Annotated in this window: 22 protein-coding genes and 1 pseudogene; 15 read left to right on the top strand and 8 right to left on the bottom strand. The window is 56.6% G+C overall.

Annotation, left to right across the window (positions count from 1 at the left end; all coding sequences use genetic code 11):
- Nucleotides 1-418 precede the first annotated feature (418 nt).
- Complete coding sequence (infA, locus tag ACN9MU_RS18625) at nt 419-685, top strand: translation initiation factor IF-1 (RefSeq protein ID WP_426161886.1); 267 nt, start codon at nt 419-421, stop codon at nt 683-685.
- 369 nt (nt 686-1,054) lie between these two features.
- Here the strand turns inward: infA and ACN9MU_RS18620 are convergent, their stop codons facing one another.
- Both ACN9MU_RS18620 and ACN9MU_RS18615 read right to left on the bottom strand, forming a co-directional pair.
- Nucleotides 1,055-2,962, bottom strand: a complete 1,908-nt coding sequence (locus ACN9MU_RS18620) for a PAS domain S-box protein (protein ID WP_426318200.1) — start codon at nt 2,960-2,962, stop codon at nt 1,055-1,057.
- A gap of 416 nt (nt 2,963-3,378) precedes the next feature.
- Entirely contained in the window at nt 3,379-3,723 is a 345-nt protein-coding gene (locus tag ACN9MU_RS18615; protein WP_426335901.1) for a hypothetical protein, read from the bottom strand.
- A gap of 198 nt (nt 3,724-3,921) precedes the next feature.
- On the opposite strand from ACN9MU_RS18615, the pseudogene ACN9MU_RS18610 reads away from it, so the two are divergent.
- The 4 genes and pseudogenes from ACN9MU_RS18610 to ACN9MU_RS18595 all read left to right on the top strand — a co-directional run bounded on the left by ACN9MU_RS18610 (nt 3,922) and on the right by ACN9MU_RS18595 (nt 7,173).
- Nucleotides 3,922-4,730 (top strand): annotated as a pseudogene (locus ACN9MU_RS18610) (GGDEF domain-containing protein).
- A 97-nt stretch (nt 4,731-4,827) separates the two neighbouring features.
- Nucleotides 4,828-5,160: a hypothetical protein gene (locus ACN9MU_RS18605; RefSeq protein ID WP_426161883.1), complete on the top strand. Its 333-nt coding sequence runs from the start codon at nt 4,828-4,830 to the stop codon at nt 5,158-5,160.
- Between the two features lie 204 nt (nt 5,161-5,364).
- A complete protein-coding gene (locus tag ACN9MU_RS18600) occupies nt 5,365-5,961 on the top strand; it encodes a hypothetical protein (protein WP_426161882.1) in 597 nt (198 codons plus the stop codon).
- Nucleotides 5,962-5,988: 27 nt separating this feature from the next.
- The gene (locus ACN9MU_RS18595) at nt 5,989-7,173 is read left to right on the top strand and encodes a DesA family fatty acid desaturase (RefSeq protein ID WP_426318197.1); all 1,185 of its coding nucleotides are present in this window, start codon (nt 5,989-5,991) and stop codon (nt 7,171-7,173) included.
- 1,439 nt (nt 7,174-8,612) lie between these two features.
- Here ACN9MU_RS18595 and ACN9MU_RS18590 read toward each other — a convergent pair.
- The gene (locus tag ACN9MU_RS18590; protein ID WP_426161880.1) at nt 8,613-8,822 is read right to left on the bottom strand and encodes a cold-shock protein; all 210 of its coding nucleotides are present in this window, start codon (nt 8,820-8,822) and stop codon (nt 8,613-8,615) included.
- A gap of 277 nt (nt 8,823-9,099) precedes the next feature.
- On the opposite strand from ACN9MU_RS18590, the gene ACN9MU_RS18585 reads away from it, so the two are divergent.
- On the top strand, nt 9,100-9,522 hold the full coding sequence (locus tag ACN9MU_RS18585) for a hypothetical protein (RefSeq protein WP_426161879.1): 423 nt from the start codon (nt 9,100-9,102) through the stop codon (nt 9,520-9,522).
- 18 nt (nt 9,523-9,540) lie between these two features.
- Nucleotides 9,541-10,191 (top strand): hypothetical protein, encoded by a 651-nt coding sequence (locus tag ACN9MU_RS18580; RefSeq protein WP_426161878.1) that lies wholly within the window; start codon nt 9,541-9,543, stop codon nt 10,189-10,191.
- Nucleotides 10,192-10,976: 785 nt separating this feature from the next.
- Here ACN9MU_RS18580 and ACN9MU_RS18575 read toward each other — a convergent pair.
- The 3 genes from ACN9MU_RS18575 to ACN9MU_RS18565 form a co-directional block, all read right to left on the bottom strand.
- Nucleotides 10,977-12,227, bottom strand: a complete 1,251-nt coding sequence (locus ACN9MU_RS18575) for a cation:proton antiporter (RefSeq protein WP_426323785.1) — start codon at nt 12,225-12,227, stop codon at nt 10,977-10,979.
- Nucleotides 12,228-12,618: 391 nt separating this feature from the next.
- Nucleotides 12,619-12,927 carry a transcriptional regulator gene (locus ACN9MU_RS18570; RefSeq protein WP_426161875.1) on the bottom strand — a complete coding sequence of 103 codons (309 nt, stop codon included), beginning with the start codon at nt 12,925-12,927 and terminating at the stop codon, nt 12,619-12,621.
- A 92-nt stretch (nt 12,928-13,019) separates the two neighbouring features.
- A complete protein-coding gene (locus tag ACN9MU_RS18565; protein ID WP_426161874.1) occupies nt 13,020-13,289 on the bottom strand; it encodes a hypothetical protein in 270 nt (89 codons plus the stop codon).
- 618 nt (nt 13,290-13,907) lie between these two features.
- On the opposite strand from ACN9MU_RS18565, the gene ACN9MU_RS18560 reads away from it, so the two are divergent.
- Both ACN9MU_RS18560 and ACN9MU_RS18555 read left to right on the top strand, forming a co-directional pair.
- On the top strand, nt 13,908-14,255 hold the full coding sequence (locus tag ACN9MU_RS18560; RefSeq protein ID WP_426161873.1) for a hypothetical protein: 348 nt from the start codon (nt 13,908-13,910) through the stop codon (nt 14,253-14,255).
- A gap of 228 nt (nt 14,256-14,483) precedes the next feature.
- The gene (locus ACN9MU_RS18555; RefSeq protein ID WP_426161871.1) at nt 14,484-14,738 is read left to right on the top strand and encodes a hypothetical protein; all 255 of its coding nucleotides are present in this window, start codon (nt 14,484-14,486) and stop codon (nt 14,736-14,738) included.
- On the opposite strand, the gene ACN9MU_RS18550 is transcribed toward ACN9MU_RS18555, so the two are convergent.
- Nucleotides 14,725-14,934, bottom strand: a complete 210-nt coding sequence (locus ACN9MU_RS18550) for a cold-shock protein (protein WP_426318194.1) — start codon at nt 14,932-14,934, stop codon at nt 14,725-14,727. The genes ACN9MU_RS18555 and ACN9MU_RS18550 overlap by 14 nt on opposite strands.
- Nucleotides 14,935-15,342: 408 nt before the next feature.
- On the opposite strand from ACN9MU_RS18550, the gene ACN9MU_RS18545 reads away from it, so the two are divergent.
- The 6 genes from ACN9MU_RS18545 (at nt 15,343) to ACN9MU_RS18520 (ending at nt 19,825) form a co-directional block, all read left to right on the top strand.
- The gene (locus ACN9MU_RS18545) at nt 15,343-15,591 is read left to right on the top strand and encodes a hypothetical protein (protein ID WP_426343267.1); all 249 of its coding nucleotides are present in this window, start codon (nt 15,343-15,345) and stop codon (nt 15,589-15,591) included.
- Nucleotides 15,592-15,660: 69 nt separating this feature from the next.
- Entirely contained in the window at nt 15,661-16,683 is a 1,023-nt protein-coding gene (locus tag ACN9MU_RS18540; protein WP_426335898.1) for a diguanylate cyclase domain-containing protein, read from the top strand.
- A gap of 241 nt (nt 16,684-16,924) precedes the next feature.
- Nucleotides 16,925-17,755 (top strand): hypothetical protein, encoded by an 831-nt coding sequence (locus tag ACN9MU_RS18535; RefSeq protein WP_426343266.1) that lies wholly within the window; start codon nt 16,925-16,927, stop codon nt 17,753-17,755.
- Nucleotides 17,756-17,801: 46 nt separating this feature from the next.
- Nucleotides 17,802-18,179, top strand: coding sequence for a hypothetical protein (locus ACN9MU_RS18530; RefSeq protein ID WP_426343265.1), 378 nt, complete (start codon nt 17,802-17,804; stop codon nt 18,177-18,179).
- 48 nt (nt 18,180-18,227) lie between these two features.
- The gene (locus ACN9MU_RS18525; protein ID WP_426343264.1) at nt 18,228-18,791 is read left to right on the top strand and encodes an imm11 family protein; all 564 of its coding nucleotides are present in this window, start codon (nt 18,228-18,230) and stop codon (nt 18,789-18,791) included.
- 593 nt (nt 18,792-19,384) lie between these two features.
- On the top strand, nt 19,385-19,825 hold the full coding sequence (locus tag ACN9MU_RS18520; RefSeq protein ID WP_426343263.1) for a hypothetical protein: 441 nt from the start codon (nt 19,385-19,387) through the stop codon (nt 19,823-19,825).
- A 63-nt stretch (nt 19,826-19,888) separates the two neighbouring features.
- Here ACN9MU_RS18520 and ACN9MU_RS18515 read toward each other — a convergent pair whose 3' ends face one another.
- On the bottom strand, nt 19,889-21,991 hold the full coding sequence (locus ACN9MU_RS18515; protein WP_426343262.1) for an HlyD family efflux transporter periplasmic adaptor subunit: 2,103 nt from the start codon (nt 21,989-21,991) through the stop codon (nt 19,889-19,891).
- Between the last annotated feature and the right edge of the window lie 7 nt (nt 21,992-21,998).

The raw sequence follows: 21,998 nt of genomic DNA, 5'->3' as shown, positions 1-21,998 counted from the left end.
AATGTTGAATTGAAGAACTATCGGAACAAGCAGATTAGGTGATTTGGCCAACTTCCTATACACTGACCTCCCACTTCGGTACTTCGTCACCGTCCTGTTTCCTACCTGTCTCGGCCTGGCGGCCATTCCTGTCCGATCCTCGACCACTGGCTCTACTTGAGAATTGGGTTCGCACGTCTACAGCAAGGAGCAGCACATGAGCACACATACAGGCACGATTCATTGGTTTAGCAGGCTAAAGGGCATCGGTCAGATCAGACCGGATGCTGGGGGATGCGATATTGCAGCCGAGATTGGAGACTTTGTTGGAGATCAATCTGCCGGCTTACTCGAGCAAAAGCTCGTTTCGTATGAGCTCACCGAGTCGGCGTGGGGTTCTCGCGCCACCAATATCCACATTGTGCGAAGGTTGTGAGAGATGGCAAAAGAAGACCTTATTGAAATGCCGGGCGTGGTGCACGAGGTGCTTCCTGACAGCCGTTTTCGTGTTGAACTGGAAAATGGGCATCGCCTGATCGCTTATGCGGCAGGGCGTATGAAAAAGAACTTTATTCGCATCCTCGCGGGTGACCGGGTGACGCTTGAGTTGTCGGCGTATGACCTGAGCAAGGGGCGCATCACATTCCGTCACATCGATTCGCCGAAGCGGGCGGCGCCGCGCAATGCATTCCGGCGCAGCCGCTAACCTGGATCACAAAGATAAGCATTCGGAAATGGGCGTCCGTACCATCCAGTTGTCTGTGCGGTCCTCACGTGACCGCATAAACTTTGTGGCGACGCGGTTCGAAAGCCAGTCTGGTAGCAGTGCATTGAGTGCTCGTGGGCAGTTCAAGACAATCAGTATAACGGCACAGGTGTCCGGCCCGCACTATTTGAGAACGGAACTGGACAAGCCCATCATGCATTGCAGCTGACGGGCTTTGACGGGCATTTCCAAAATCCAGTCTCGTCGGAAGTTCCTTTGTGCGCCACAAGCGCTAGCTCAAGCCGGCTTTGCCGTCGAGGCTTCCGGATTAACCGTATCGACAACCAGGGAATATCACGGTCTCACCTTTCATGTGGTGGCGAGCACTTTCAGTTGTCGGGCGACATCCTCGAAGGAAAACGGCTTTTGCAGCAGTGGGAAATTGTCCAATCCGAAGCCGTGCCGCTGCTCGAGCAGGAAGGAATTCATGTACCCGGTTGCGAGGATCACCTTCAGCATAGGTGCCAGTTCGATCGCACTCGACGCCAATTCGAGGCCGTTCATCCCAGGCATCACGACATCGCTGAAGAGAATGCTTATGCCGGGCTCGTGACTCAGCAGGTCCAGGGCCGCTTGGCCGCTATGCGCGGAGAGAGCTAAGTATCCGAGGCTCTCGATGAGCTGAACGGTCATCTCCAGTACCTCAGGCTGATCGTCAACGACCAGGACCTTGATGGGACATGATGTGGATGCGTTCGCGGTTGCGCTTGCTACTATGGGGATGGCAAGCGTGACGATGGTGCCGCGGCCCAGCGAAGAGGCGAGAGTGAGAGTGCCCCCCGACTGTCCCGCGAGTCCGTAAACCTGGCTGAGGCCGAGTCCAGTGCCTTCGCCGAGCGGCTTGGTCGTGTAAAAAGGCTCGATAGCCCGTTGAGCGACCTCTTCACTCATCCCTGTCCCAGTATCTTCTACTCTCAGGAGAATGTCGCACGCGATCCCAGTTCCGGTATCTGGCCGCTTGGCAGGGGTGTCGTCCAGTTCTGTGCTGATCACGATCCTGCCGTTCCCTTGGATGGCATCGCGAGCATTGACGACCAGGTTGAGCACTGCTGCTTTCAGTTGGGCTTCGTCCACCAGGATGTCGGGCAAATGGGGAGCAAGAGACAGATCGAGCGAGATATCGCTGCGGATTGCGCGCCGGAGGACGGGCTCAAAACTTGTCAATACCTGATTGACGTTGACATGCTCCTGCCGAATCGGCTGCTGGCGCGCGAAGGCCAGCAACTGTTGCGTCAATTTGGCGCCGCGCTTTGCGGCGCGCTCCATTGTATCGATCGTACGCTGTTGCGTCTCACGGTTCGATTCGAGTTTTAGCAAGTGCAAACCATTGACGATGACGTTCAGGAGGTTGTTGAAATCATGCGAGACGCCCCCTGTCAGCTTGCCAAGTGCTTCTACCTTTTGGGACTGGAATAGCGCGTCCTTCGCACGCGCAAGTGCATCGTCGGCATACCGTTTCGCAGTGACGTCGCGTGTCACCTTGGCAAACCCTATCAGTTGGCCCATACGGTCCCGCACCGGGTCGATGACGACGTGTGCCCAGAATCGGGTGCCGTCCCGGCGGACGCGCCAGCCTTCGCGTTCAAATCTCCCTTCTCGCTCGGCAGTCTTCAGTGCGATCTCAGGAAGCCCAGCGGCCTTGTCTTCGTTCGTATAGAAACGTGAAAAATGTTGGCCAACGATCTCCTCACTCTCGTAGCCTTTGATGCGCGCGGCGCCGGTGTTCCAGCTGGTGACGATGCCGGAGGGCGAAAGGAGGTAGATGGCGTAGTCAGTTACGCTTTGTACCAGCAGCCGAAATTGCTGTTCGCTCGCATAGAGTGCTTCCTGCGCCCGAACCCGCTCCGTGATGTCCCGTGTGATGACGGTAAAGCCGATCAGCTTTGCCGTTACGTCACGCACTGCATCCACCACGGTATTTGCCCAAAACTGGGTTCCGTCCTTACGGACACACCAGCCTTCGCCTTCGAAACGCTGCTCTGCAGCCACGCGGAGTGCCACCTCAGGAAGTCGCGTAATGCGATCTTCGGCGGTGCAGAACAGCGAGAAATGCTTGCCCAGCACCTCCGTTTCGGCGTATTGCGTCGATTGTTCCGCGCCGACATTCCAGCTGGTAATCTCGCCTTCCGGAGATATCGTATAGATAGCGTAGTCTGCCACCTCTGAGATGAACTGCTCGAACTGATGTGCTGCAAGCCGTTTAACGTGGAAGGTCATGGCAGGGTAGCAAAGATGTGCCCAACAGGTGCTCCAGGGGCGCTGAATGGAGAAGCATTGATCGAGAGTAGCTGGAATGGGGAGGGCGGTCAAACGCAGACGTACGGTGTGGGCTGTCCAGTCACAACAGGAGCTCGGACGCAGTCCGCTCGCGGATACAGGACATGTCTAGCGTCGCTCGTCGAATGCGTCTCGCCATTCGTCCAACACGACGTCACGGTCCTCGTCGAATCGCGCCAGAACGATGAGCAAGTCTTATCTCTTCATGGAATGGTATTGCCGATGTCGACGGCAGAATGCACCTATAGCGGGTGATTACGCCGCCCTTCATTAAGTCACCGTGGCCACGTGTGAGAAAAGCTGGCTATTTCGATGCTTGGGCACGAATGCGCTCTTGGTGGGAAGGCTGGAAGCGCTTATCGAAGGTCGAGGCTGTCTGCATCCAAACAAGTAGAGTGGCCCATTGAAGGGGACGGGAAGATGCGATCGATCTTACCCATTGAATCCGAAGCAATATAAGCGTTTCCGGATTCATCCCAAAACGCTTTCTCAAAACCACCAAGTGCGTCATCCCATTCTGGTGCCCTGGCGATACGCCTCTCTTCTCCATCCGAAACAACAAAATAGCTCGTCTCTGGTTGGCAAGGTACCAGTGATTTGCGATTCACGTGCTGATAAACAAGCACGGTGGTCTGTCCGCCCTCTGCAGGCGGATCGATCTGAATTTTTACCACCGAAATTGCGGCAGTCAACACACGCACGTCTGCGTCTCCTTTGTCCTATTTCGAAGATGACATAATGTATTCGGCTGAACTTCTAGCTTAGCGCCGGCTCTCTGATTTGTAAATGCTACAGCGTTGTTGCACCGCGATCATTGTTGGTCCGCAAGGCAGTGGGGAACTGAAGTGGTTAGCTCAGGCATTGCCCGTTGCCTCCAACGACAGAGAGCGCGCCAAGACATGATGCTGTTGCGGATTGCAAAGGCTTTGATGAGTGCCGTAAACGTCGAAGCCGCATTACGATCCATCTATCAGAATTTGTCGTCATTGAAGCCTGACGGTGTTTTGTTGATCAGCAATCGAGGGGGCGGCGACAGTTGTTACTACCTCGATCCTCCCGGAAAGAAAAAATTCCTGGAAATGAACCATCAGGAATGCCGCAAACTAAGGAAGATGTTGGAGAAAGTCCCGTTGGACCGGCCCGCGGGCCCTTTTATCCAGCGCGGAGCGTGCACTGTACTCCCGCTTATCGCCGAACTGGCGGGCATTCGGACCCTGTGGCATCAGCTGAACTGTGACGAACTGGTTCATGAACAGCACGAGGCCCATGCGGCGGCAGAATCGCGGCTCGTCGAAGAGTTAAGAATCAGTGAGAGTGAGGCAGTGGTAGCACGTGAAATGGCCGTTCAGGATGAACTGACGGGCCTGCAGAATCGACGCGGTTTTCTCGCCAAATCGGAACAGTGTTTGTTGATCGCCCGCCGCCAGCGTCTTGCCTGCGCCGTCATTTTCGCCGATGTCGATGGACTAAAAAATGTGAATGACCAACTGGCCACGCTGCGGGAGACGACCTGATTCGCGAAGCAGCACGGCTCTTTCGTAGCGCCTTTCGGCAGGCCGACGTGGTGGGACGTGTTGGCGGGGACAAATTTGCCGCATTCACATTCGATAATGCGACCCCGCGCGCAATCACAAAGCGGATACTTGCCCGGATCGCCGAGTTCAATCTGGTGCAACCACGCGACCATGCCTTGTCGCTAACAAGTTAGCCAGGCAAACGCAGTTCGCTCATGGACAGCGAAATCGGTTTCCAATAGTTGTGGAATAGAGCGTAGACTTGGTGTCATGCCGGACTGGAGAGATATCGTGCACAGCAATGAACCAGAAACCGCTTTCCACGGGTTGCCCTTGAGCGCCGAACAAGAAGCCGAAATCCAACACTATATCCATCAGAGGAAAAGGCGCGGGTTGGCCCCGGATGCTGCTGAACTAAGTGCCATGTTGAAGGACATGCTGCATCCTCCGGGCGACGATGACACGCATGAAACCGGTGCCGAAGGGCCGCACACTGACGCCGAGCGCGCCGCAAACCGGATTGATAGCGGCGGCGATCCCATTGCCGCGCGCGAAGAGCGCAACGCTGCCAGTGAGGCTGAGTTCATGAAGCACCAAGGCACGCAGGGCCACCGAAATGAATAGGTGGTTTCGTACGCTGCGCGTATAGTGGGGTCATGACGCTTCTTTGACCAATGATTGGCGCCGGGCAGCCTTAATTCTCGGGACTAACCAGGATGGCGGTATGGCCTACACTCCTCTCTAAGTCGTGGTTCGCCTGAAACGAGAGCTTGCTCGTCGCGACCTCATTTCACTAATCCTTCACCAACGCGAGCGAAGGAGTGCGCGATGAGATGGCGGGAAGACACCTTGTTCCATGGATGGCGTATCGTCTTGCGATGTACCGAGTTTCGTTGCCAGGATGGCGTGCGCAGGTTCGCGTCGACTGCTATTCTCCGGAACCTCGGCAAACGTTCCGTCGTGTTCCCCGAGGAGGCCTTTGATACGCGAGAGGATGCCAATGTTGCCGCCACTTCGCGCGCCAAGCGCGAAATCATTGCCATGGAAAGCGGCATTGTCGCTGGTGGGGCCGGGGATACGGAATGCGTTGACGGCACGTTGCGCAAGCCATCGGCGGACCAGCTCCTGGCGGAACAGTACGAGATTTCTTTCGACGGGCTCCGGTACACCTTCCGGCAATATCGTTACGATGTCTTTGGCGATGCTTTACGCTACGCCATCGCTGAACATGCCAAAGAGGGGTTCGTACCTGATGATGGCTTTCGGCCGAATTGGCGGAGCGCTTATCGCCCGACAGACGCGGAGGACTTCTTGATGCGTCAGCATCGCATCGTCTTTGCAACAGGGCGCTTTCATTACGGCGGCTATCGGTACGACCAGTTGCGTGATGCGGTCACTTACGCCATCGCACATCCGGGGCTGTAGTTTAGTGAAGTTGAAAGGATCTGCGTGATGGGAGAAACCGTGCAATGGTTGATGGGGGGATTGCTGGCCTGGAGCTGGTGGAAATTGATCCTGGTCGGAATGGCGATGACGCATGCGACGATCGTCGCCGTGACGATCTACCTGCATCGGTGCCAAACGCATCACGCATTGACCTTACATCCAGTTGTGGCGCACTGCTTTCGTTTCTGGCTATGGCTAACCACGGGGATGGTGACGAGGGAGTGGGTGGCGGTACACCGGTGTCATCATGCGCACTGCGAAACAGCAAGAGATCCGCACAGCCCGTTACAGGAGGGCATTAATGAAGTTTTGTGGCGGGGCGCTGAGCTCTACCGGAAAGCGGCTAGCGCCCCCGGCTTGGTTGGGCGCTATGGGGGAGGTGGTCCGGACGACTGGATGGAACGAAAAATTTACGGGCGTTATACCTGGCAAGGCGTGGGCCTGTTATTGGTGATTGAACTACTTTTGTTTGGAATTCCGGGGCTGACGCTATGGGCGTTCCAAATGATGTGGATTCCGTTTCTGGCCGCAGGGGTGGTCAATGGTCTCGGGCACTATTTCGGCTACCGCAACTTCGAATGCAAAGAGGCCGCGACTAACATCTTGCCGTTTGGGGTACTGATCGGTGGCGAAGAGCTGCACAACAACCACCACACTTTTCCTACCTCGGCAAAGTTCTCCGTCCGCTGGTTCGAAGTGGACGTCGGCTGGGTCTATATCAGGCTGATGGGATTGATGCGTCTCGCAACACTGCGCAAGGCGCCCGTTCCATTGACGCGCTGTGCCGGCCAGTTCGCGCCGACCCTGCGCACGCTGCAATTGGTTCTGGGACATCGCGCGGTCCTGATGCGGGAATTGACTGTGCTCAAACAAGCGGTCTTTCAGGCTGAGCGTCCGCGAATGGCGAACTTGATATCGAGGGCAGACCTACAGCAAGCCAAGGGGTTGTTGCAGCAAGCGCCATGCCGTCTCTCTGGTGCGCAGTGCGGGGATCTCGAACGGGTGTTGACGCATAGTGAACGTCTTCATCGAATGCATATGGCGCAGAAGACGCTTGAAACGCTGTGGGACCGCTCGTCTGAAACGCAAGAGCAACTGTTGGCCCGCCTGCAACGATGGTGCACTGATGCGGAGCGTTGTGGGCCGCGCCCCTTGCAGCGCTTCGCGCGGCAACTGGCCAGTTACGGGTGACGCGATGAGTTCTCTCGATACGTTCACCTACATGCCAAGAGCTGTTGAACGAAGGCGCTCTGGCTGGCGCCATGCTTTATTGTCTGGCGCAAGGAGTCCTTCGGCATTCCAGCCTTGTAAAAAGGCTTCATCCGAAATGCGTTCCGAAGATGGATGGGATCTATGCAAAAGAAACGACGCGTTGACCAAGTTACTGCTCAACAGATGTCCATCGTCCTTCTAACTAGAGTTGCCTTTGGCACAACGGCAGGATTGCGCACGGCTGTGTCATATGGTCTGCGGATGACTCTGATCAAAGCGGTCTTCGTTCGGCCTCTTGTGTGTACGCGCATCCAGCTTGATCAGACGGCGCGCAGAGATCGTCGAAGTTCGGACAGATGAAGACGAACTGAATGAGTTACCACTTTCTGCTTGAGCCGCGTCTGGCGAGTGAATGTGTTGGCGTCGATCCTGCACAAGTCCCGTACCTAAAAGAAATGTAGTGGGTATGTGCGGCGCTTCTATCGAATGCCTATAAATTTGATCGAGCGGGAACTCCAGCATACATTGAAGCCGGCTTATCTCTTCGGGCCGTCCATTGCAAGGCAACTGGTAATCCCCCCAGCTAATGATCGCCGGCATGGAGAGGTGTCTGCAGTAGACGGCTGAAGGTCTTCTCGCCTAAATCTGGTGGCCGCTTTCGCTGATCTGACTGGTGACCACGCACATGACGATCGTCACGGTGACGATATATTTGCACGTTGTTAGACCCATCGTTCCCTCATGCTGCAACCTTTCGTGGCACATTGCTTCCGCTGCTGGCTTGGGTTGACGACGGGGATGATGACGCGGCAATGGGAGGCGGCTTCGGCCCCCCCGCAGCTCTTGACGCGATGCGCAGGACAGTTCGTGCCGACCTTGGAGACTTTGAACCGTCCTTGGCCATCGTGCGCTATAGACGCGTGAGCTGACCATCCTGACGCTGGACGTATTTCAGTCTGAACGTAGCGCCTTGGCGAGGCTGGTCCCGCATTCAACTTCAGTCCAGGCGAAGCGACTGTTGCGCCATGCCCCCTTCAGCGCTTTGTCAGGTGTTTGGCGACCTATGGATGAAGAACATGAGCCAAAAGGTTGAAGGTCCAGTTGTCATTTACTACCGTTCGGGCGGGCACTTGGTTTCTCGGTTGGTCTGGGAAATCGCGCTAACTGGTGAAATGAAGTGGACCCGAAATTCGGAAAGCGCGTCTGCCGATAGCAGCGTCAAGTTTGGTACAGCGCTCATGCCGGTGTGTGCAGCCAGAATAAGGCTTTGGACCACGATCTCCATGGCTTCATGAGGACTCGGCCGGCCGTCTCGTTCCCCAAAACATTCTTGATGCGCTCCATGATCGTCTTGGTATTGAATTCGCCATATGGACATGTGGCTCACCTGTATTGGGAGTCGAAGGATGCGTGGATTGTCAGGAAGGACAGACGTTGGTAGCCTTCTCGCCTTTGGGGCTAGGGCTGCGCTCGAATGAGACGCGCTGGTTCTCGGCGAGCGATTTGAAGCCAGTAGCCTGGATGTCCTGAAAATGGACGAACAGATCTGGTCCTCCTGCGTCCGGGGTGATAAAGCCGAAGCCCTTGGCTTCGTTGAACCATTTAACGATTCCGGTTTGCGTAGTCATGAAATAACCTCAAAAGATGTAGAGTCGGGCCGTTTCCGGCGATACGCGCCAACGAGCAGGGTCAACAAATGAGGGAATCAGACGGGAGTCGCCAACAAAGGCGAGACAGGAGAGAAACCGGCAATTCTTTAGCGGTGCTGAATACGCGGTGAGTCCAGTGTACATGCCTTTCTGACGAACACCTAGCGATTTTCACGGAATTTGTTAGTTCTGGCAGCTGACTGCGTTGCAGGGCCAGGAAAGTAGGCGGCGCATGGCCGTAATAGGAATACACTCGGTGCAGGCCGCAAATCAGGCGAAGCACCTTGATAATGCTGGACTGAAATTTTCTTTCCCTGCGCTGGCCCAGAGTGCCGGTGACGGCGTCGCGATTATGACGCGTGAAGAATCTCTTGCGGCTGGGGAACCGGAAGTCATGAAGCATCAATATGTTCAACATATCGGGCCCGAAATGAACGAACGGCAAAAACGCTCTGACATTGGTACCGCGAAGGCGGTGGCGCGCGGCGTCAACATCGAGTCGGTACGCAACCGGGCGCTGGCACAGAAATACATGGAATACAGGCGCGTTCCCTCGGACGTGATTGCACGAGTGCTCGACAAGCCGTTGCTGCGCCGAGCCCCCAGTACCGATCAACTGGTCTCGGAGGCCATCACTCCGTCCAATGCGCCGCCGACGACAGACGAGGCAGAGGACTAGCATGGAGGGCGATGCCCAATGAGAAAGGATCGGGTGGAAACGCGGCAGCTCGGGCCGACCCAGTTGCGCATACTGTTGATGCTGGCGCGCGACCTGCTTCAGAACGACGAGGCGCAAGGTTCGTTGGCACTGATCGGCCGCGCGCTGGCGGAGACTGTCCGGTTCGATTCGGCCTTGCTGCTCCTGCGCAGCGACCGGATGGATCTGGTCGAGTTCGACAGCCACGGCATTGCGCGTTCGGCCGGCACAGACCATCCGCTATACCGCGCCGCCGTGCGTATGACGGCCGACGCGGTAGAGGCTGCGAACGCCCAGTCCTATGATGAACAGCAGCTCGAATACAGAGGGACGCGCAGGCTGGTGCTGGCCGTGCCAGCGCACGCCGCTGCGGTGGTGCTCGCAGTCAGCTGGGATCACGACTTGGATACGGCGACGCAGGATGCCTACGAACGCACGCTCTCATACATTTTGCAGTTGGCTGGGGCAGCGCTGGGCAAAATCGAGTCGCAGACTTCACTCGAGCGGCTGCTACGCGAACAACGCCAGGAAATCGCTGACACGTCAGTAAGCCATGCCGAAGAATTGCAGCAAAGGGACGCAGCGGTGAGCGAAATGCGGATGCTGTCGTTGACCGACGTGCTGACAGGTCTGTACAACAGGCCAACCTGAGCGCATTCAACTTGATGCAGGAGCGGCCGTATTGCGTCTCGATCAGTGCCGGCGTCGTGCTGGTCGATTCATCCGCGGACCAGACCCTGTCTTACTATGTCCTCCTGGCAGATGAACAAATGTATGCGCAAAAGCGGAGCCGCCGGCATTGAATCTGGCGCCTCCGGCAAACGGCGCTTCGCCGTCTCTGCATTCTCATTGCGGTACGACGCCTGGGGCCGCCGCACGGCCGAGAATGCCTGGATCGCTCGGTATGAGCGCGGCAATTCACACCAGGCTCATGGTCATTTTCTGCGGGCCGTGTACCACGACAGATCGCTGTTAAGATTTACACTTCAGCGCGGCGGCCGCTGGAGCGATCGGGCCACCATTGAAACCAAGAAGAGGTTCGACCTATAGGGGAGAGGTGCTGCCCAAGTCTATGCCCAGCTAATCCAGCACGGATCGAACGGGTTTGGTGAGTAGGCACCGTTCCAATTCCTGCGCGATGCGCGTCGGCATGGATGGCCGAGGTCCGACGGCATTCAAAGCGCGATCGACCACCGCCTGGGGAACACAGCGGGAGAGCAAGTATCGTTGGGCTTCCGCTAGGCCGATAACAGCGCGCAGCGTCATGCCGTACTGTACAAGCTCGGCCATACGCCAATCCCGCCTCCGCTCTTTTTCAAGTAACGTATTCATCGCAAGCCACCTGTCCTCAAGGGCAGTACGGTACAAAGAGCGGCAGTGGCGAACTCATTCTCGTCAACGCCAATCCCCGTGGGTTCCGCCTTAGTTATAGCATATCATTTTGCGGCTCCGCGGTTACGGGATGCGTACCATTTCAACAGTGGTAGAACGGTGATGCCATGCGCGATGATTGATGTCGTAACGACAGCCAGGGTGCACGTGACGAGCTGTTGAGCGAGCCCATCGTCGATGTTCCTGCGGATGGCGAACATCAGATAATAGATAGACCCGATCCCTCGGATCCCTAACCAGCTCAAGGCTGCCAACTGGTGCGTTGGCACTTTGGAGCCGGCAAATGCAAGCACGACCGACACGGGGCGCACAACAAAGAAGATCGCTGGGATGAGCCACCACAATCCGCTAAATAGGACCATCGAAGGCAGCATGGCGCCGATCATCAATACAATTGCCAGCTCGGCGAGACGCTCCAACTGCTCATTGAAGCTCAGTACTGCCCGGGTCATGACGCCACTGGCATGATGGGAATGGGTTGACGCATTGGTGGGCGAGGCTTCCAAGCCCGCGCTCCGCGTCATCGGCGTCGTCCCGGTGATGGGAAAGTCTCGCGCGCGTCGCAGCGCTAAACCGGCGAAGAAGACCGACAAGAAGCCGGAAGCTAATGCCAACTGTGCCAGGCTGAACGAGACCGCGATGACGCCAAGCGAGAGGAACTCGTCCAATCCGACTGCGCTTTGGTGTCGCGTTCTCAGGTAGATCACAAGTGTGCCGAGCATGCCGCCGACGGCTGCCCCAATCAGCATTCCGCCGGCGGTTGACCAGAGCAGGTCGATAACCCACCAACGCCATCCGGATTCCCCGAGATCATGCAGCTGCATGATACCCAAGCCCAGTAGAACGAAGGGGAATGCCGTGCCATCGTTGAGTGCGCCTTCTCCGGCGAGACTGAAGCGGGTCGGATCGGGCGCCGGTCCTGACTCCGAATGAATCGCCGATGCGAGCACAGGATCCGTAGGTGCCAGAATTGCGCCAAGCAGGATCGCGGCGCCAACAGACAAGCCGAACCCATAGACAGTGATAACAGCGATGAGCGCCACGGTCATTGCCATCGCTGCGAAGGCAAGTCGGAAAGGTGCGAGCCAACGACGGTCCAGCAATGGAAGCTCCAGCTTAAGGCCGACCGAAAAGAGCGAAATGAGCAGGGCGCCTTCCGTCGCCAGTTGCAGAGCCCCGGCATGGCGGATCGGGTCCGGGGTGATAAGCCCCGCCACACCAAGCACGTAGCCAACTGCGAGGTAAATCATGGCTCCGCTCAGCGGGAGACGCCCAAGCAACGTCCCGCCCAACATCATTGCGATGAGCAAGAGGCCTGCAAGGAGGACCCAATATGACGAAGGCATTAGAGTTTGCAACGATGGGATCACCCGGGACCGTCAGTTGTCATGACTGCACATTCGTCCATTGGTGCGAGATTGCTCGAGTCTACCTGCATCGGCGCCAAGGGGCGGCTCCGTTGCGGGCTCGGTGCCGCCGCTTCCGCTGCCTGGCGCCAAGAGTGCATTGGCCCATGCTCGATTGCGGGCATTTAGTGGGCGCACTGATACCACGCCGGGAGCAGAGTCAAAGAGCGCTAAAGCGCCGAGCGATGCGTGTCGGCGACCGGCGCGCATCGATGCTGGGCACAATTCTGTACTATGCAGCCAGGTTCGATGGGCAGAATAGGCTGGGGCAGAGCGCACGTTAATGGCTGGTCTTGTGCGGCCAACTTGCCGGATAGCGCACTTGCAAAGAATCCTGTCCAATAAACGCGCCGCTCTTGATGTCATTGCGAAACAGGTCGAGCCACGAGGTGCTGTCACTGATCAGGTATTGTTTGGTCTGTCCGGTCGATTTTCGTCGCACCGTCAATTCACCCTGCAATGCCGGCACTTCATCAGTCTTCGGATCGGTTGTGTCCGTAGCGCTGAGAGAAAAGTCTGCACGAAGTAAGCGACTCCTGCGCAAAATCTTCCGAAACTCGGCAATGTCTTCTGTTTCGAGCAGTTCCATACATCCTCCCAAAGTGATCCTGCCGACGCCATCGCTTGCCATTGACGCGGGTCCCAGTTTCGCGCTGTACTGACGCCGCATGTTGCCGGGAACTAGGCGTCGGACGTAGAGTCTATCTGGTCATCAAGTGACTTCACGCGCATATTTGTGATGTGATTAAACTCAAAGAATGCGATCGCTTGCGCAAACCGATCGGTTTCTGGCAGCGCGCCTGGGTGAAGGTATGCGCGATCCGTATCCCATTGAAGAATGGAGTCCATCAGGTCAGTGCATAGAGGTTCGCTGGGCAGCGCGATGAAGACCAGGCCGGTGCTCCCATCTGAGCGGCAATAGGAGACTTTCCACTGCAGCATGCTCTCCATCGGTTCCTCCCAGCGCCCGAATCCACCATTCCAGTATATCCGGCAATGGCCCGTTTGCACGGCTCGTCTTGGCTGCCGAATTCATTAGGTGAATTTCGTTTGTGGGCGTATATTGGGTAAGCAGGTACCTAGCCAATATCGAGTTTCGTGCCGGTCTTCCTCAGCATTGCTGCCTGACAGCGCAATCGCGTCAAAGCCCATAATCGTCCTGAATTGGTATTGCACATGCGTTTGGCACGCCGTTGGCGTGCAGCGCCGGGAAGGAAGGCTTGCTCGTTGCCGCCACCTTTCCGAGATTGTTCCTGAACGCGAGCGAAGGAGGGCGCCATGCGCCAACACTCAACAACGTGGTTCCAGGGGTGGAATATCCTGCTCAGGTGCGCTGAGTTCAGGTGCCAGGACGGAGCACTGAAGTACGCCTCGACTGCCATACTCAAACATATGCCGCCATCATCGGACTGCACCAGCCTTCAATGGCCGCACAGCATCAGGCGAACGATTATCTTCCCGGACGAGGCGTTCGGATCCCGAGAGGACGCCAACACCGACGCGATGTTAAAGGCCCGGCGTCAGATCTGCGTAATGAATGGGAGTCGGGATAGTTCAGGTGGGAAGGTCATGGAAAGCACGCGCGACACGAATATGCAGCAGGAATCGGATGAAAGCCTGGCGGCACAATTTGAGATTTCGTTCGATGGGAGGCGGTATGCATTTCGGCAGCACCATTACGATGTATTTCGGGATGCCTTGCGTTACGCAGTCGCAGAACACGCCAAAGCCGGCTTCTTGCGCGATGATGCGTTCCAACCGAGCTGGGTGGCGGCATATCACCCAACCGACGAAGACGAAAGCATGATGAAACTGCATGGCATCGCCTATATTGAGGGCCACTTCCTGTATGGAGGCTATCGGTATGGCCAACTGTGCGACGCGATCGCGTTTGCTGAGGACCACCCCAACTTGTAGACCCAGGATCGTGAAGGAGCGCCGGTATGAAGAGGTATCTGCAGGGGGGGGCTGAAGGCCGTCTCTCCTTAAGCTGGCGGCAGCTTTCGCTGGCCGGACTGGGGACCGCGTACATGACCGGACCGATCTCTACCGCGATGCGGCAGCCGACCTTTGCCACGCTGGAGCGTTGCGGCCAGCGTCTCCTGCAGCGCTTTTCCAGGCGATTGGTGAGTTCTGGATAGGGACATGAACCTTGCACTGATTCACTCGACCGCGTGCCGGGATTTGCTCAATGACGGCGACCTGGAGGATGCAGTACGCTATTGCACCTCCCAGGGCATTGAACCACCGGCCCCGCCATGCTCCAAGGCCGTCCCCGACTATTTGCGATGCGTGGAGGTGGCCAAGGAAACCTTGTCAGATTATGGCTGGTGGGAAAAGCGGTTGAAGGTCCAGCACACGCGCGAACGGAAGGCAGCGCAGATTGTCAGGAAGGACTGACGTTGGTCGCCTTTTCGCCTTTAGGGCTGGGGCTGCGCTCGAACGAGACGCGCTGGTTCTCGGCGAGCGATTTGAAGCCAGTAGCCTGGATGTCCTGAAAATGGACGAACAGATCTGGTCCTCCTGCGTCTGGGGTGATAAAGCCGAAGCCCTTGGCTTCGTTGAACCATTTAACGATTCCGGTTTGGGTAGTCATCAAATAACCTCAAAAGATGTAGAGTCGGGCCGTTTCCGGCGATACGCGCCAACGAGCAGGGGCAACAGATGAGGGAATCAGACGGGAGTCGCCAAGATAGGCGAGACAGGAGAGAAACCGGCAATTCTTTAGCGGTGCTGAATACGCGGTGAATCCAATATACAGGTCTTTCAGACGAACACCTAGCGATTTTCACGGAACGTGTCAGCTCTGCCGGTTGATGAGTTGATTGGCCAATACGAGGCGGCGGTGCCACTCAGCAAACAACACTTGAAGGACCAGGAAAGTGGGCGGCGCATGGGCCGGAATAGGAATACACTCAGTGCAGGCCGCAAAAGCGAAGAACGCCTTGTGGCTGGGGAACCGGAAGTCATGAAGCATCAACATGTTTAGCATATCGGGCCCGAAATGAACGAACGGCAAAAACGCTCTGACATTGGTACCGCAAAGGCGGTGGCGCGCGGCGTCAACATCGAGTCGGTACGCAACCGGGCGCTGGCACAGAAATACATGGAATACAGGCGCGTTCCCTCGGACGTGATTGCACGAGTGCTCGACAAGCCGTTGCTGCGCCGAGCCCCCAGTACCGATCAACTGGTCTCGGAGGCAATCACTCCGTCCGATGCGCCGCCGACGACAGACGAGGTGGAGGACTAGCATGGAGGGCGATGCCCAATGAGAAAGGATCGGGTGGAAACGCGGCAGCTCGGACCAGCCCAGTTGCGCATGTTGTTGACCCTGGCGCGCGACCTGCTTCAGACCGACGAGGCGCAAGGTTCGTTGGCACTGATCGGCCGCGCGCTGGCGGAGACTGTCCGGTTCGATTCGGCCTTGCTGCTCCTGCGCAGCGACCGGACGGAACTGGTCGAATTCGACAGCCACGGCATTGCGCGTTCGGCCGGCACAGACCATCCGCTATACCGCGCCGCCGTGCGTATGACCGCCGACGCGGTAGAGGCTGCGAACGCCCAGTCCTATGATGAACAGCAGCTCGAATACAGAGGGCCGCGCAGGCTGGTGCTGGCCGTGCCAGCGCACGCCGCTGCGGTGGTCCTCGCAGTCAGTTGGGATCACGACTTGGATACGGCGACGCAGGACGCCTACGAACGCACGCTCTCATATATTTTGCAGTTGGCTGGGGCAGCGCTGGGCAAAATCGAGTCGCAGACTTCACTAGAGCGGCTGCTACGCGAACAACGCCAGGAAATCGCTGACACGTCAGTAAGCCATGCGGAAGAATTGCAGCAAAGGGACGCAGCGGTGAGCGAAATGCGGATGCTGTCGTTGACCGACGTGCTGACAGGTCTGTACAACAGGCGCGGCTTCTTCCTGCAGGCCGAACAGATCTATAAGCTTGCGCGCCGCAAGCGTACGAAGAGTGCCGTGATCTTCGCAGATATCGATGGCCTGAAGCGTGTAAACGATCAACTGGGGCATGAGGCCGGAGATGCCATGATCAAGGACGCCGCGCTTGTGTTCCGCCAGTCGTTTCGCCATGCCGATGTTGTTGCACGCCTCGGCGGCGACGAATTTGTTGCATATACCCTGGACGACGAGCAGCCAGGGGTCATCCTGGCGCGTATCGAGGCTAACCTGAGTGCATTCAACTTGATGCAGGAGCGGCCGTATTGCGTCTCGATCAGTGCCGGCGTCGTGCTGGTCGATTCATCTGCGAACCAGACCCTGTCGTACTACGTCCTCCTGGCAGACGAACAAATGTATGCGCAAAAGCGGAGCCGTCTGCATTGAATCAGGCGCCTCCGGCAGACGACGCTTCGCCGTCGTTGCATCCTCGTCGAGGTTTCCCGTCAGGCTGCATAGCGCAGCACGCGGTAAAAAAAACACCGCCAAGCCCCTGATTCTTCAGGGGCTTTTTCTATTTGCCGATGGTGAGAACGCGATGCAAGGTAAGGATCGGCGCTTGAGCTAATATTGCTTTACCAACAGTCACATGGCACCATAGGCCGTTTTGCATCAACACTAGCGCCTCATGGCATATATTGTCGTCCTCCTCATCGCGATCCTGAACTGCGTCGTTCTGTTCTTCTTTTCGTTCCTAGCCGCCGGCGACGGCAGTGCAAAGGGAATGTTCCAGGTGTGGATCTTCGGCTTTTCGTGGATTGCTCTCTCTTCGTTGGGTTCGCTTGTACTTTGCGCTGAGGGGAAACGGTCGACCGCCATCGGCACTGCTTGCCTAACACTGCCTGTGGGCTATATCGTCGCGTTGGCGAGCATACCCGTCGTCATCGCTTTCAACTCGTTTAAACCCAACTCACCTAAGCTCGAAGCCGTATGCAAAGACGTGGGGCCGCGCTTCATTGCCAAACCGGCATCGACTGTGGAGTCGCTCGCATATGATTGGGAACCTGCCACGTATCCACCCCGGATCAACTATTTCACCTTGGATGCTCGGGGTACTGCTCAGAATTTGCGAAGCGACCCTCCGAGATTTCCTAGGTCGATTAAGTTCACTGAGGTCCGGTGCTGTCAGCTTGAAGGTGCCGCAACGAACGGGATTCATCCGTTCATTCGCCGCCAGAATGATGGAGACAACTCTGCATCTTACTTCGGTGTTCCAGAGTCGACCGCCGATGTACTGGTGAAATACAAGGTATCTCGGATCGATCCCAAGGACACCAAAAGTAATCTCGAGTCCGTCGACATAACCGTCTGGGATCGCCGCGACGGACTGTTACTTGCGACGATGCGCTACTTTCTTGATCAACAAACTCATAGCGGTTGCGGCACAACGTCTGAAGGCGTAATGGATGAACGGACGTTCGTGCTCAAAGCCATTGGTATTTCGGACGGGTTAAGGTAATCGGCTTAGGGCGCACGGTGGTGACCGCGTTAGTCTTTGCGGCGGTTTGGCCGAGCCTCGCGGCGCCCAATGCCTGCGGGGGAGGCGTCCCGGCTGCGAATGCAAGCTGTCGACGCATGACTCGGCGCTGGTCGCGCGCCGCTTGGGTGAGCTGCGGTGGATTACCTGCGCGGCGCCGGCCTACCTGGATGAGAAGGGTATTCCCGAGGATCTGGAGGATTTGCATCTGCACCGGGCGGTACATTACTTTTCCTGTACGACTGGTCGGGATGGCGAACTGCATTTCGTGGAGGGCGGGGTCCTCATCCGGAAGCGCATCATCGCGCAGTTTTCGATCGCCTTGTCGAAGCGACCGCTGATCTGCAAGGAGGTGCATATCGTGAAGCGTTGCAGAATGAACTTCGGGCGATCAGGACAGAGATAACTACTGTGGGATCGAAACTAAATGACTGCTTTACGAAGTGAGATTTTAATGAAAAAATTCTTCCGAGTGGATGCCGATTCAAGAGTATGGAATAGATGGTATTTGAAGTCGCCAGTTGATTTAAGCGGGGTGGATATCGATCCAAGGCGATTTACGAAGTGTGAACCATATTTGCAGAGTGTTGGCCTGACGTTCCCTGTTCGAAGCACTGGCAATCGGATGGAATTTAACTTCTGTGATTTTGATATGCCTGTTGTTACCTCAAGAATATTTATGGCGATCTCGGAAATTGCTGGGAACCGAATTCAATGGATTCAGGTTAAAATCGAAGGAGTTAAAAACGATTATGGAATATTGAATGTTCTTGATTCAGTGGCGTGCCTTGATGAGCGAAAGTCTGGCTTTGAAAGATGGGGTGAGGATAGTGCTCGACCAGATAAGATTGGGAAGATTCGCTCGATCACCCATCTTCGCATTGATCCTAATAAAGTCGGCGAGCATCATATCTTCCGATTAAGTGACTGGATGATCGCGATGGTGGTTTCGAGCGAGGTAAAGGAATTGTTGGAAAAGATGGGGGTGGCTGGAATAAGTTTTGAGCCGTTAACATGAAAGTCTTAGTCGGGTTGCACTTCCCCAGCAGCACGGACACTTCCGATATATATCATCGGCACGGGGCGAAGCCATCAAGACGCGTCCTACGGCGCAGTTTCGTTCTAGAATTAGAGGCCCTTTAAGTGAACCGTTGGTAGAATTGATTAAAAGGTATCGGCAAACGTAACAGCGCTGTAAGTTATTGATTTTAAAATGAACAAGCGGCCTGCAAAGCCCTGCGCGCTAGTTCGATTCCGGCTCTGCCCTCCAACAAATCAAAAACCCTTGTTTGGCCGAATTTGTCGAGAAGCTAGTTGCTGGCGGGGTTAAAGTGCAAGGCGTCAATGTCGAAAACTATAATACTCCTGGCAGGAATTCTGCTGGCGAGAGTGATGTTGTGACGCCTCAATACAAGAATGAGGTATCAAGCGCTCATGCTGTGTTAACTCAAGTCCTCGACAGAACATTGCCTTACGTAGATTGAACGGTCACGTTCATCAACGATACGACAAGGGCTGGGTAGAAGGTTGTTAATAAAATATCCAGGCGAGGCCAATTGATCACCCGTAACATTCAAGATCTGATTGGTGCTATTAAATGGAGGAATTTCAATGTCCCAATCAATGGGGGTTATTACGCCAAGTTCATGTGGGCTGAAGGCGATTGAAACGATTCTTGGCGACCGCTGGCGAGTTGCTTGGATTCAACGGCAAAGCGGAAGCAGCGATCTGCATATTCAGCAGGTTAATGCTGAGTCTCATGCGGTTTATGTTTCGATTGCTGAATTGGACGCAGGCGAAGCCGCTCAAGATTATGCTGAGTGTGTAGGCTTGTCTGACGTTTTGCGAAGCTCATTAGTGAGGAGCAAATTCTATCTTCTCAGCTTCAACGATTTTGAGCTAGCTAAGAGTGTGATGGGTACCTTGTTGTTGCATTTTCGAGCCGATCTTGAAGAGACGTGGATAGATAACGATTATGGCCAGTTAATTTCGGGCTCTAATTTCTTGCGAAATATTACCTTGGACCCGAATTGGGATTGGCGAGTGGTATGAAGCCTTGAGACGTGCTGAGGATTAAAGTTGGCCCATTGGTCAAGATGGATGGCGATGCTCAGATTAAAAACCCGCTTCGCGCCAGGCTACTGAGGCTGCGGTGCGCAGGAAGCGCAACGCAGGCGCCTCCCATTGCCCGGCAATGGCGACATGGCCGCGCCATTCCGGATTCGTCGGAGGCAGTTCAGCATCCGCCACAAGCAGCACGCGGTACACAGCATGTTCAGGATACAGCGCGCCAGCCTTCTCCCGCACCAGCACGTCGCCACCAAACGTTGCGGCTAACTCAGGCTCGCCCAAGGTACGGCTGGCATCGCGGTCGATGCTCGACACGCTCAGGTGCACCACGGGCCCGGACATGCCGTCGGCAATGAACAGCGCACGATCTCCTTTGGCGATACGTCGCACGGCCTCTTCGTCGATATAGGTGACAACTTGCCAACGCCCTGGCGTAATCAGCGATCCCAGGTATTCCTGGCCCTTCAGCCAGTCGCCAGGGCGCAGGTCAGGGTCGATATCGACCAGCACGCCGGCATTCGGCGCCACTGGACGGTAGCGCTGCAGGTCCGAGTCCACAGTCGCGCTTTCTGCATTGGCATAAACCAGCTGGTCATGCAGAACCTGCCAGTCCTTGCGGCTTGCCGTGTCCAGGCCGGCTGCTGCTGACTGCCAGGCCAGCGCATCCTGGTGCGCACTGGTCTCACCTTCGCGAAGCGCCAGTTCTGGCGTAGACAGGCGTAGCAGCGGCATGCCTGCTGCTACTTGCTGGCCATTCTTTACCGGCAGCGCCTCGAGGACTGCATTACCCGGTGCATACAGCGCCAGGCGCTGGCTCGGTTGCAGCAGCCCCGAACTCAGCACGCGATTCGGCCACGGTATCAGGAACAGGCCCGCCAAGAACAGGAAAACGACGGCACTGCGTTTGGCGCGGCGGCTATGGCGAAGGACGCTCCAGCGCGTGCGCCACGCTTGCAGCTCGCGCCACACTGGCAATGCGACGAACCAGCTGATCTCCACCATGAACAGAAGGATGCCCACGGCCTTGATGAAGAAGTGGTAGACAAGCGCGGCAATCCCGAGGAATACGACCAAGCGATAAATCCACACCATCCAGGCAAATAGAATCAGCCCTTTCTGCAAACGCGGCGGAAAAGGTTCGGGAACTGGGTCGCCCAGCGCGAACAGGCGCTCGCGCAGATCCCAGCGTGCCAGTGCAAACGCTCGGTTGTGCAGGTTGGGCATGCCAAGATAATCCGACAGCAGGAAGTAGCCGTCAAAACGCATGAACGGGCTGGCGTTGATCACCACGGTCGAAATCCAGGTGGTAGTGGAGAGCAGGAAGGCGAGCTGTTTCGGTGCTCCGTCCGGCAACCACACCCATGCCAGCGTGGCCCATGCGGCGATCATCAGTTCTGTCGCGATACCGGCACCTGCGACTGCCAGGCGCTGTTCGCGGCGCGGCAATTTCCATACTTCGTTGGTGTCGGTGTAGGCCACAGGCCACATGACCAGGAAGGCGATGCCCATGGCCGGTACGCGACAGCCGTAACGCTTGGCCGTCAGTGCGTGTCCGAATTCATGGCAGATCTTTGCGAAGGTGACGGCGCAGCCGTACAGAAGCGCACCTTGCCAGCTCAGGGTGTCCATCAGCGTTGCGGTAAAACGGTCCCACTCGCGGTAGGCACCGGCCAGTCCGAACACGCCAGCGGCCAGCGTCAGCCAGAGGAATAGCGGCGAGAACAGAAAGGTCAGTTGCGGTGTGAGCCTGCCAAGCCAGCGATCCGGCTTCAGCAGCGGGATGCGGAAGAACAGATAGTTATGCAGCAGCCATTCGTACCAGCTGCCGCGCTGGCGGTCGCGCATGGCGGCCAGTTCCGCAGCAGCGCCAAGCGCTGGTTGCAGGAGTTGCTGATTTGCGAGGAAGGCCTGCAATCGTTCGAGATCTCCTGCTTCCAGCTGCAAGGTGGTATCGCGGTTGACCTGTGCAAGCAAGGCTTGTGGCTCGTGCAGGCCCCAGCGGTTCAGCATTTCAAAGCTGGGCCAGTCCAGTTGGAAGAACAGATTGCGCACCGGGTCGTGCAGCGTCCAGCTGGGCTGGCCGTCGGCCAGGCGCGGCCCGACTGAGATCGATAGTTCCTGGCGCAGCAGGGGAAGGCGTGATGACATGGGGCGC

The organism is Pseudoduganella sp. R-32, assembly GCF_049913245.1.
Classification (GTDB): Bacteria; Pseudomonadota; Gammaproteobacteria; order Burkholderiales; family Burkholderiaceae_D; genus Rugamonas.
This window is presented reverse-complemented; position numbering and strand designations above follow the sequence as displayed.

Bases quoted from the DNA above. Each gene is read 5' to 3' on its own strand.
- ACN9MU_RS18590 (WP_426161880.1), bottom strand. From the start codon at position 8,822: ATGACTACGCAAACCGGAATCGTTAAATGGTTCAACGAAGCCAAGGGC.
- infA (WP_426161886.1), top strand. From the start codon at position 419: ATGGCAAAAGAAGACCTTATTGAAATGCCGGGCGTGGTGCACGAGGTG.
- ACN9MU_RS18555 (WP_426161871.1), top strand. From the start codon at position 14,484: ATGAACCTTGCACTGATTCACTCGACCGCGTGCCGGGATTTGCTCAAT.
- ACN9MU_RS18525 (WP_426343264.1), top strand. From the start codon at position 18,228: ATGAAAAAATTCTTCCGAGTGGATGCCGATTCAAGAGTATGGAATAGA.
- ACN9MU_RS18565 (WP_426161874.1), bottom strand. From the start codon at position 13,289: ATGGAGAGCATGCTGCAGTGGAAAGTCTCCTATTGCCGCTCAGATGGG.
- ACN9MU_RS18515 (WP_426343262.1), bottom strand. From the start codon at position 21,991: ATGTCATCACGCCTTCCCCTGCTGCGCCAGGAACTATCGATCTCAGTC.
- ACN9MU_RS18550 (WP_426318194.1), bottom strand. From the start codon at position 14,934: ATGACTACCCAAACCGGAATCGTTAAATGGTTCAACGAAGCCAAGGGC.
- ACN9MU_RS18575 (WP_426323785.1), bottom strand. From the start codon at position 12,227: ATGTTGGGCGGGACGTTGCTTGGGCGTCTCCCGCTGAGCGGAGCCATG.
- ACN9MU_RS18545 (WP_426343267.1), top strand. From the start codon at position 15,343: ATGAACGAACGGCAAAAACGCTCTGACATTGGTACCGCAAAGGCGGTG.
- ACN9MU_RS18580 (WP_426161878.1), top strand. From the start codon at position 9,541: ATGAGAAAGGATCGGGTGGAAACGCGGCAGCTCGGGCCGACCCAGTTG.
- ACN9MU_RS18570 (WP_426161875.1), bottom strand. From the start codon at position 12,927: ATGGAACTGCTCGAAACAGAAGACATTGCCGAGTTTCGGAAGATTTTG.
- ACN9MU_RS18535 (WP_426343266.1), top strand. From the start codon at position 16,925: ATGGCATATATTGTCGTCCTCCTCATCGCGATCCTGAACTGCGTCGTT.
- ACN9MU_RS18560 (WP_426161873.1), top strand. From the start codon at position 13,908: ATGGAAAGCACGCGCGACACGAATATGCAGCAGGAATCGGATGAAAGC.
- ACN9MU_RS18520 (WP_426343263.1), top strand. From the start codon at position 19,385: ATGTCCCAATCAATGGGGGTTATTACGCCAAGTTCATGTGGGCTGAAG.
- ACN9MU_RS18600 (WP_426161882.1), top strand. From the start codon at position 5,365: ATGAGATGGCGGGAAGACACCTTGTTCCATGGATGGCGTATCGTCTTG.
- ACN9MU_RS18620 (WP_426318200.1), bottom strand. From the start codon at position 2,962: ATGACCTTCCACGTTAAACGGCTTGCAGCACATCAGTTCGAGCAGTTC.
- ACN9MU_RS18540 (WP_426335898.1), top strand. From the start codon at position 15,661: ATGTTGTTGACCCTGGCGCGCGACCTGCTTCAGACCGACGAGGCGCAA.
- ACN9MU_RS18595 (WP_426318197.1), top strand. From the start codon at position 5,989: ATGGGAGAAACCGTGCAATGGTTGATGGGGGGATTGCTGGCCTGGAGC.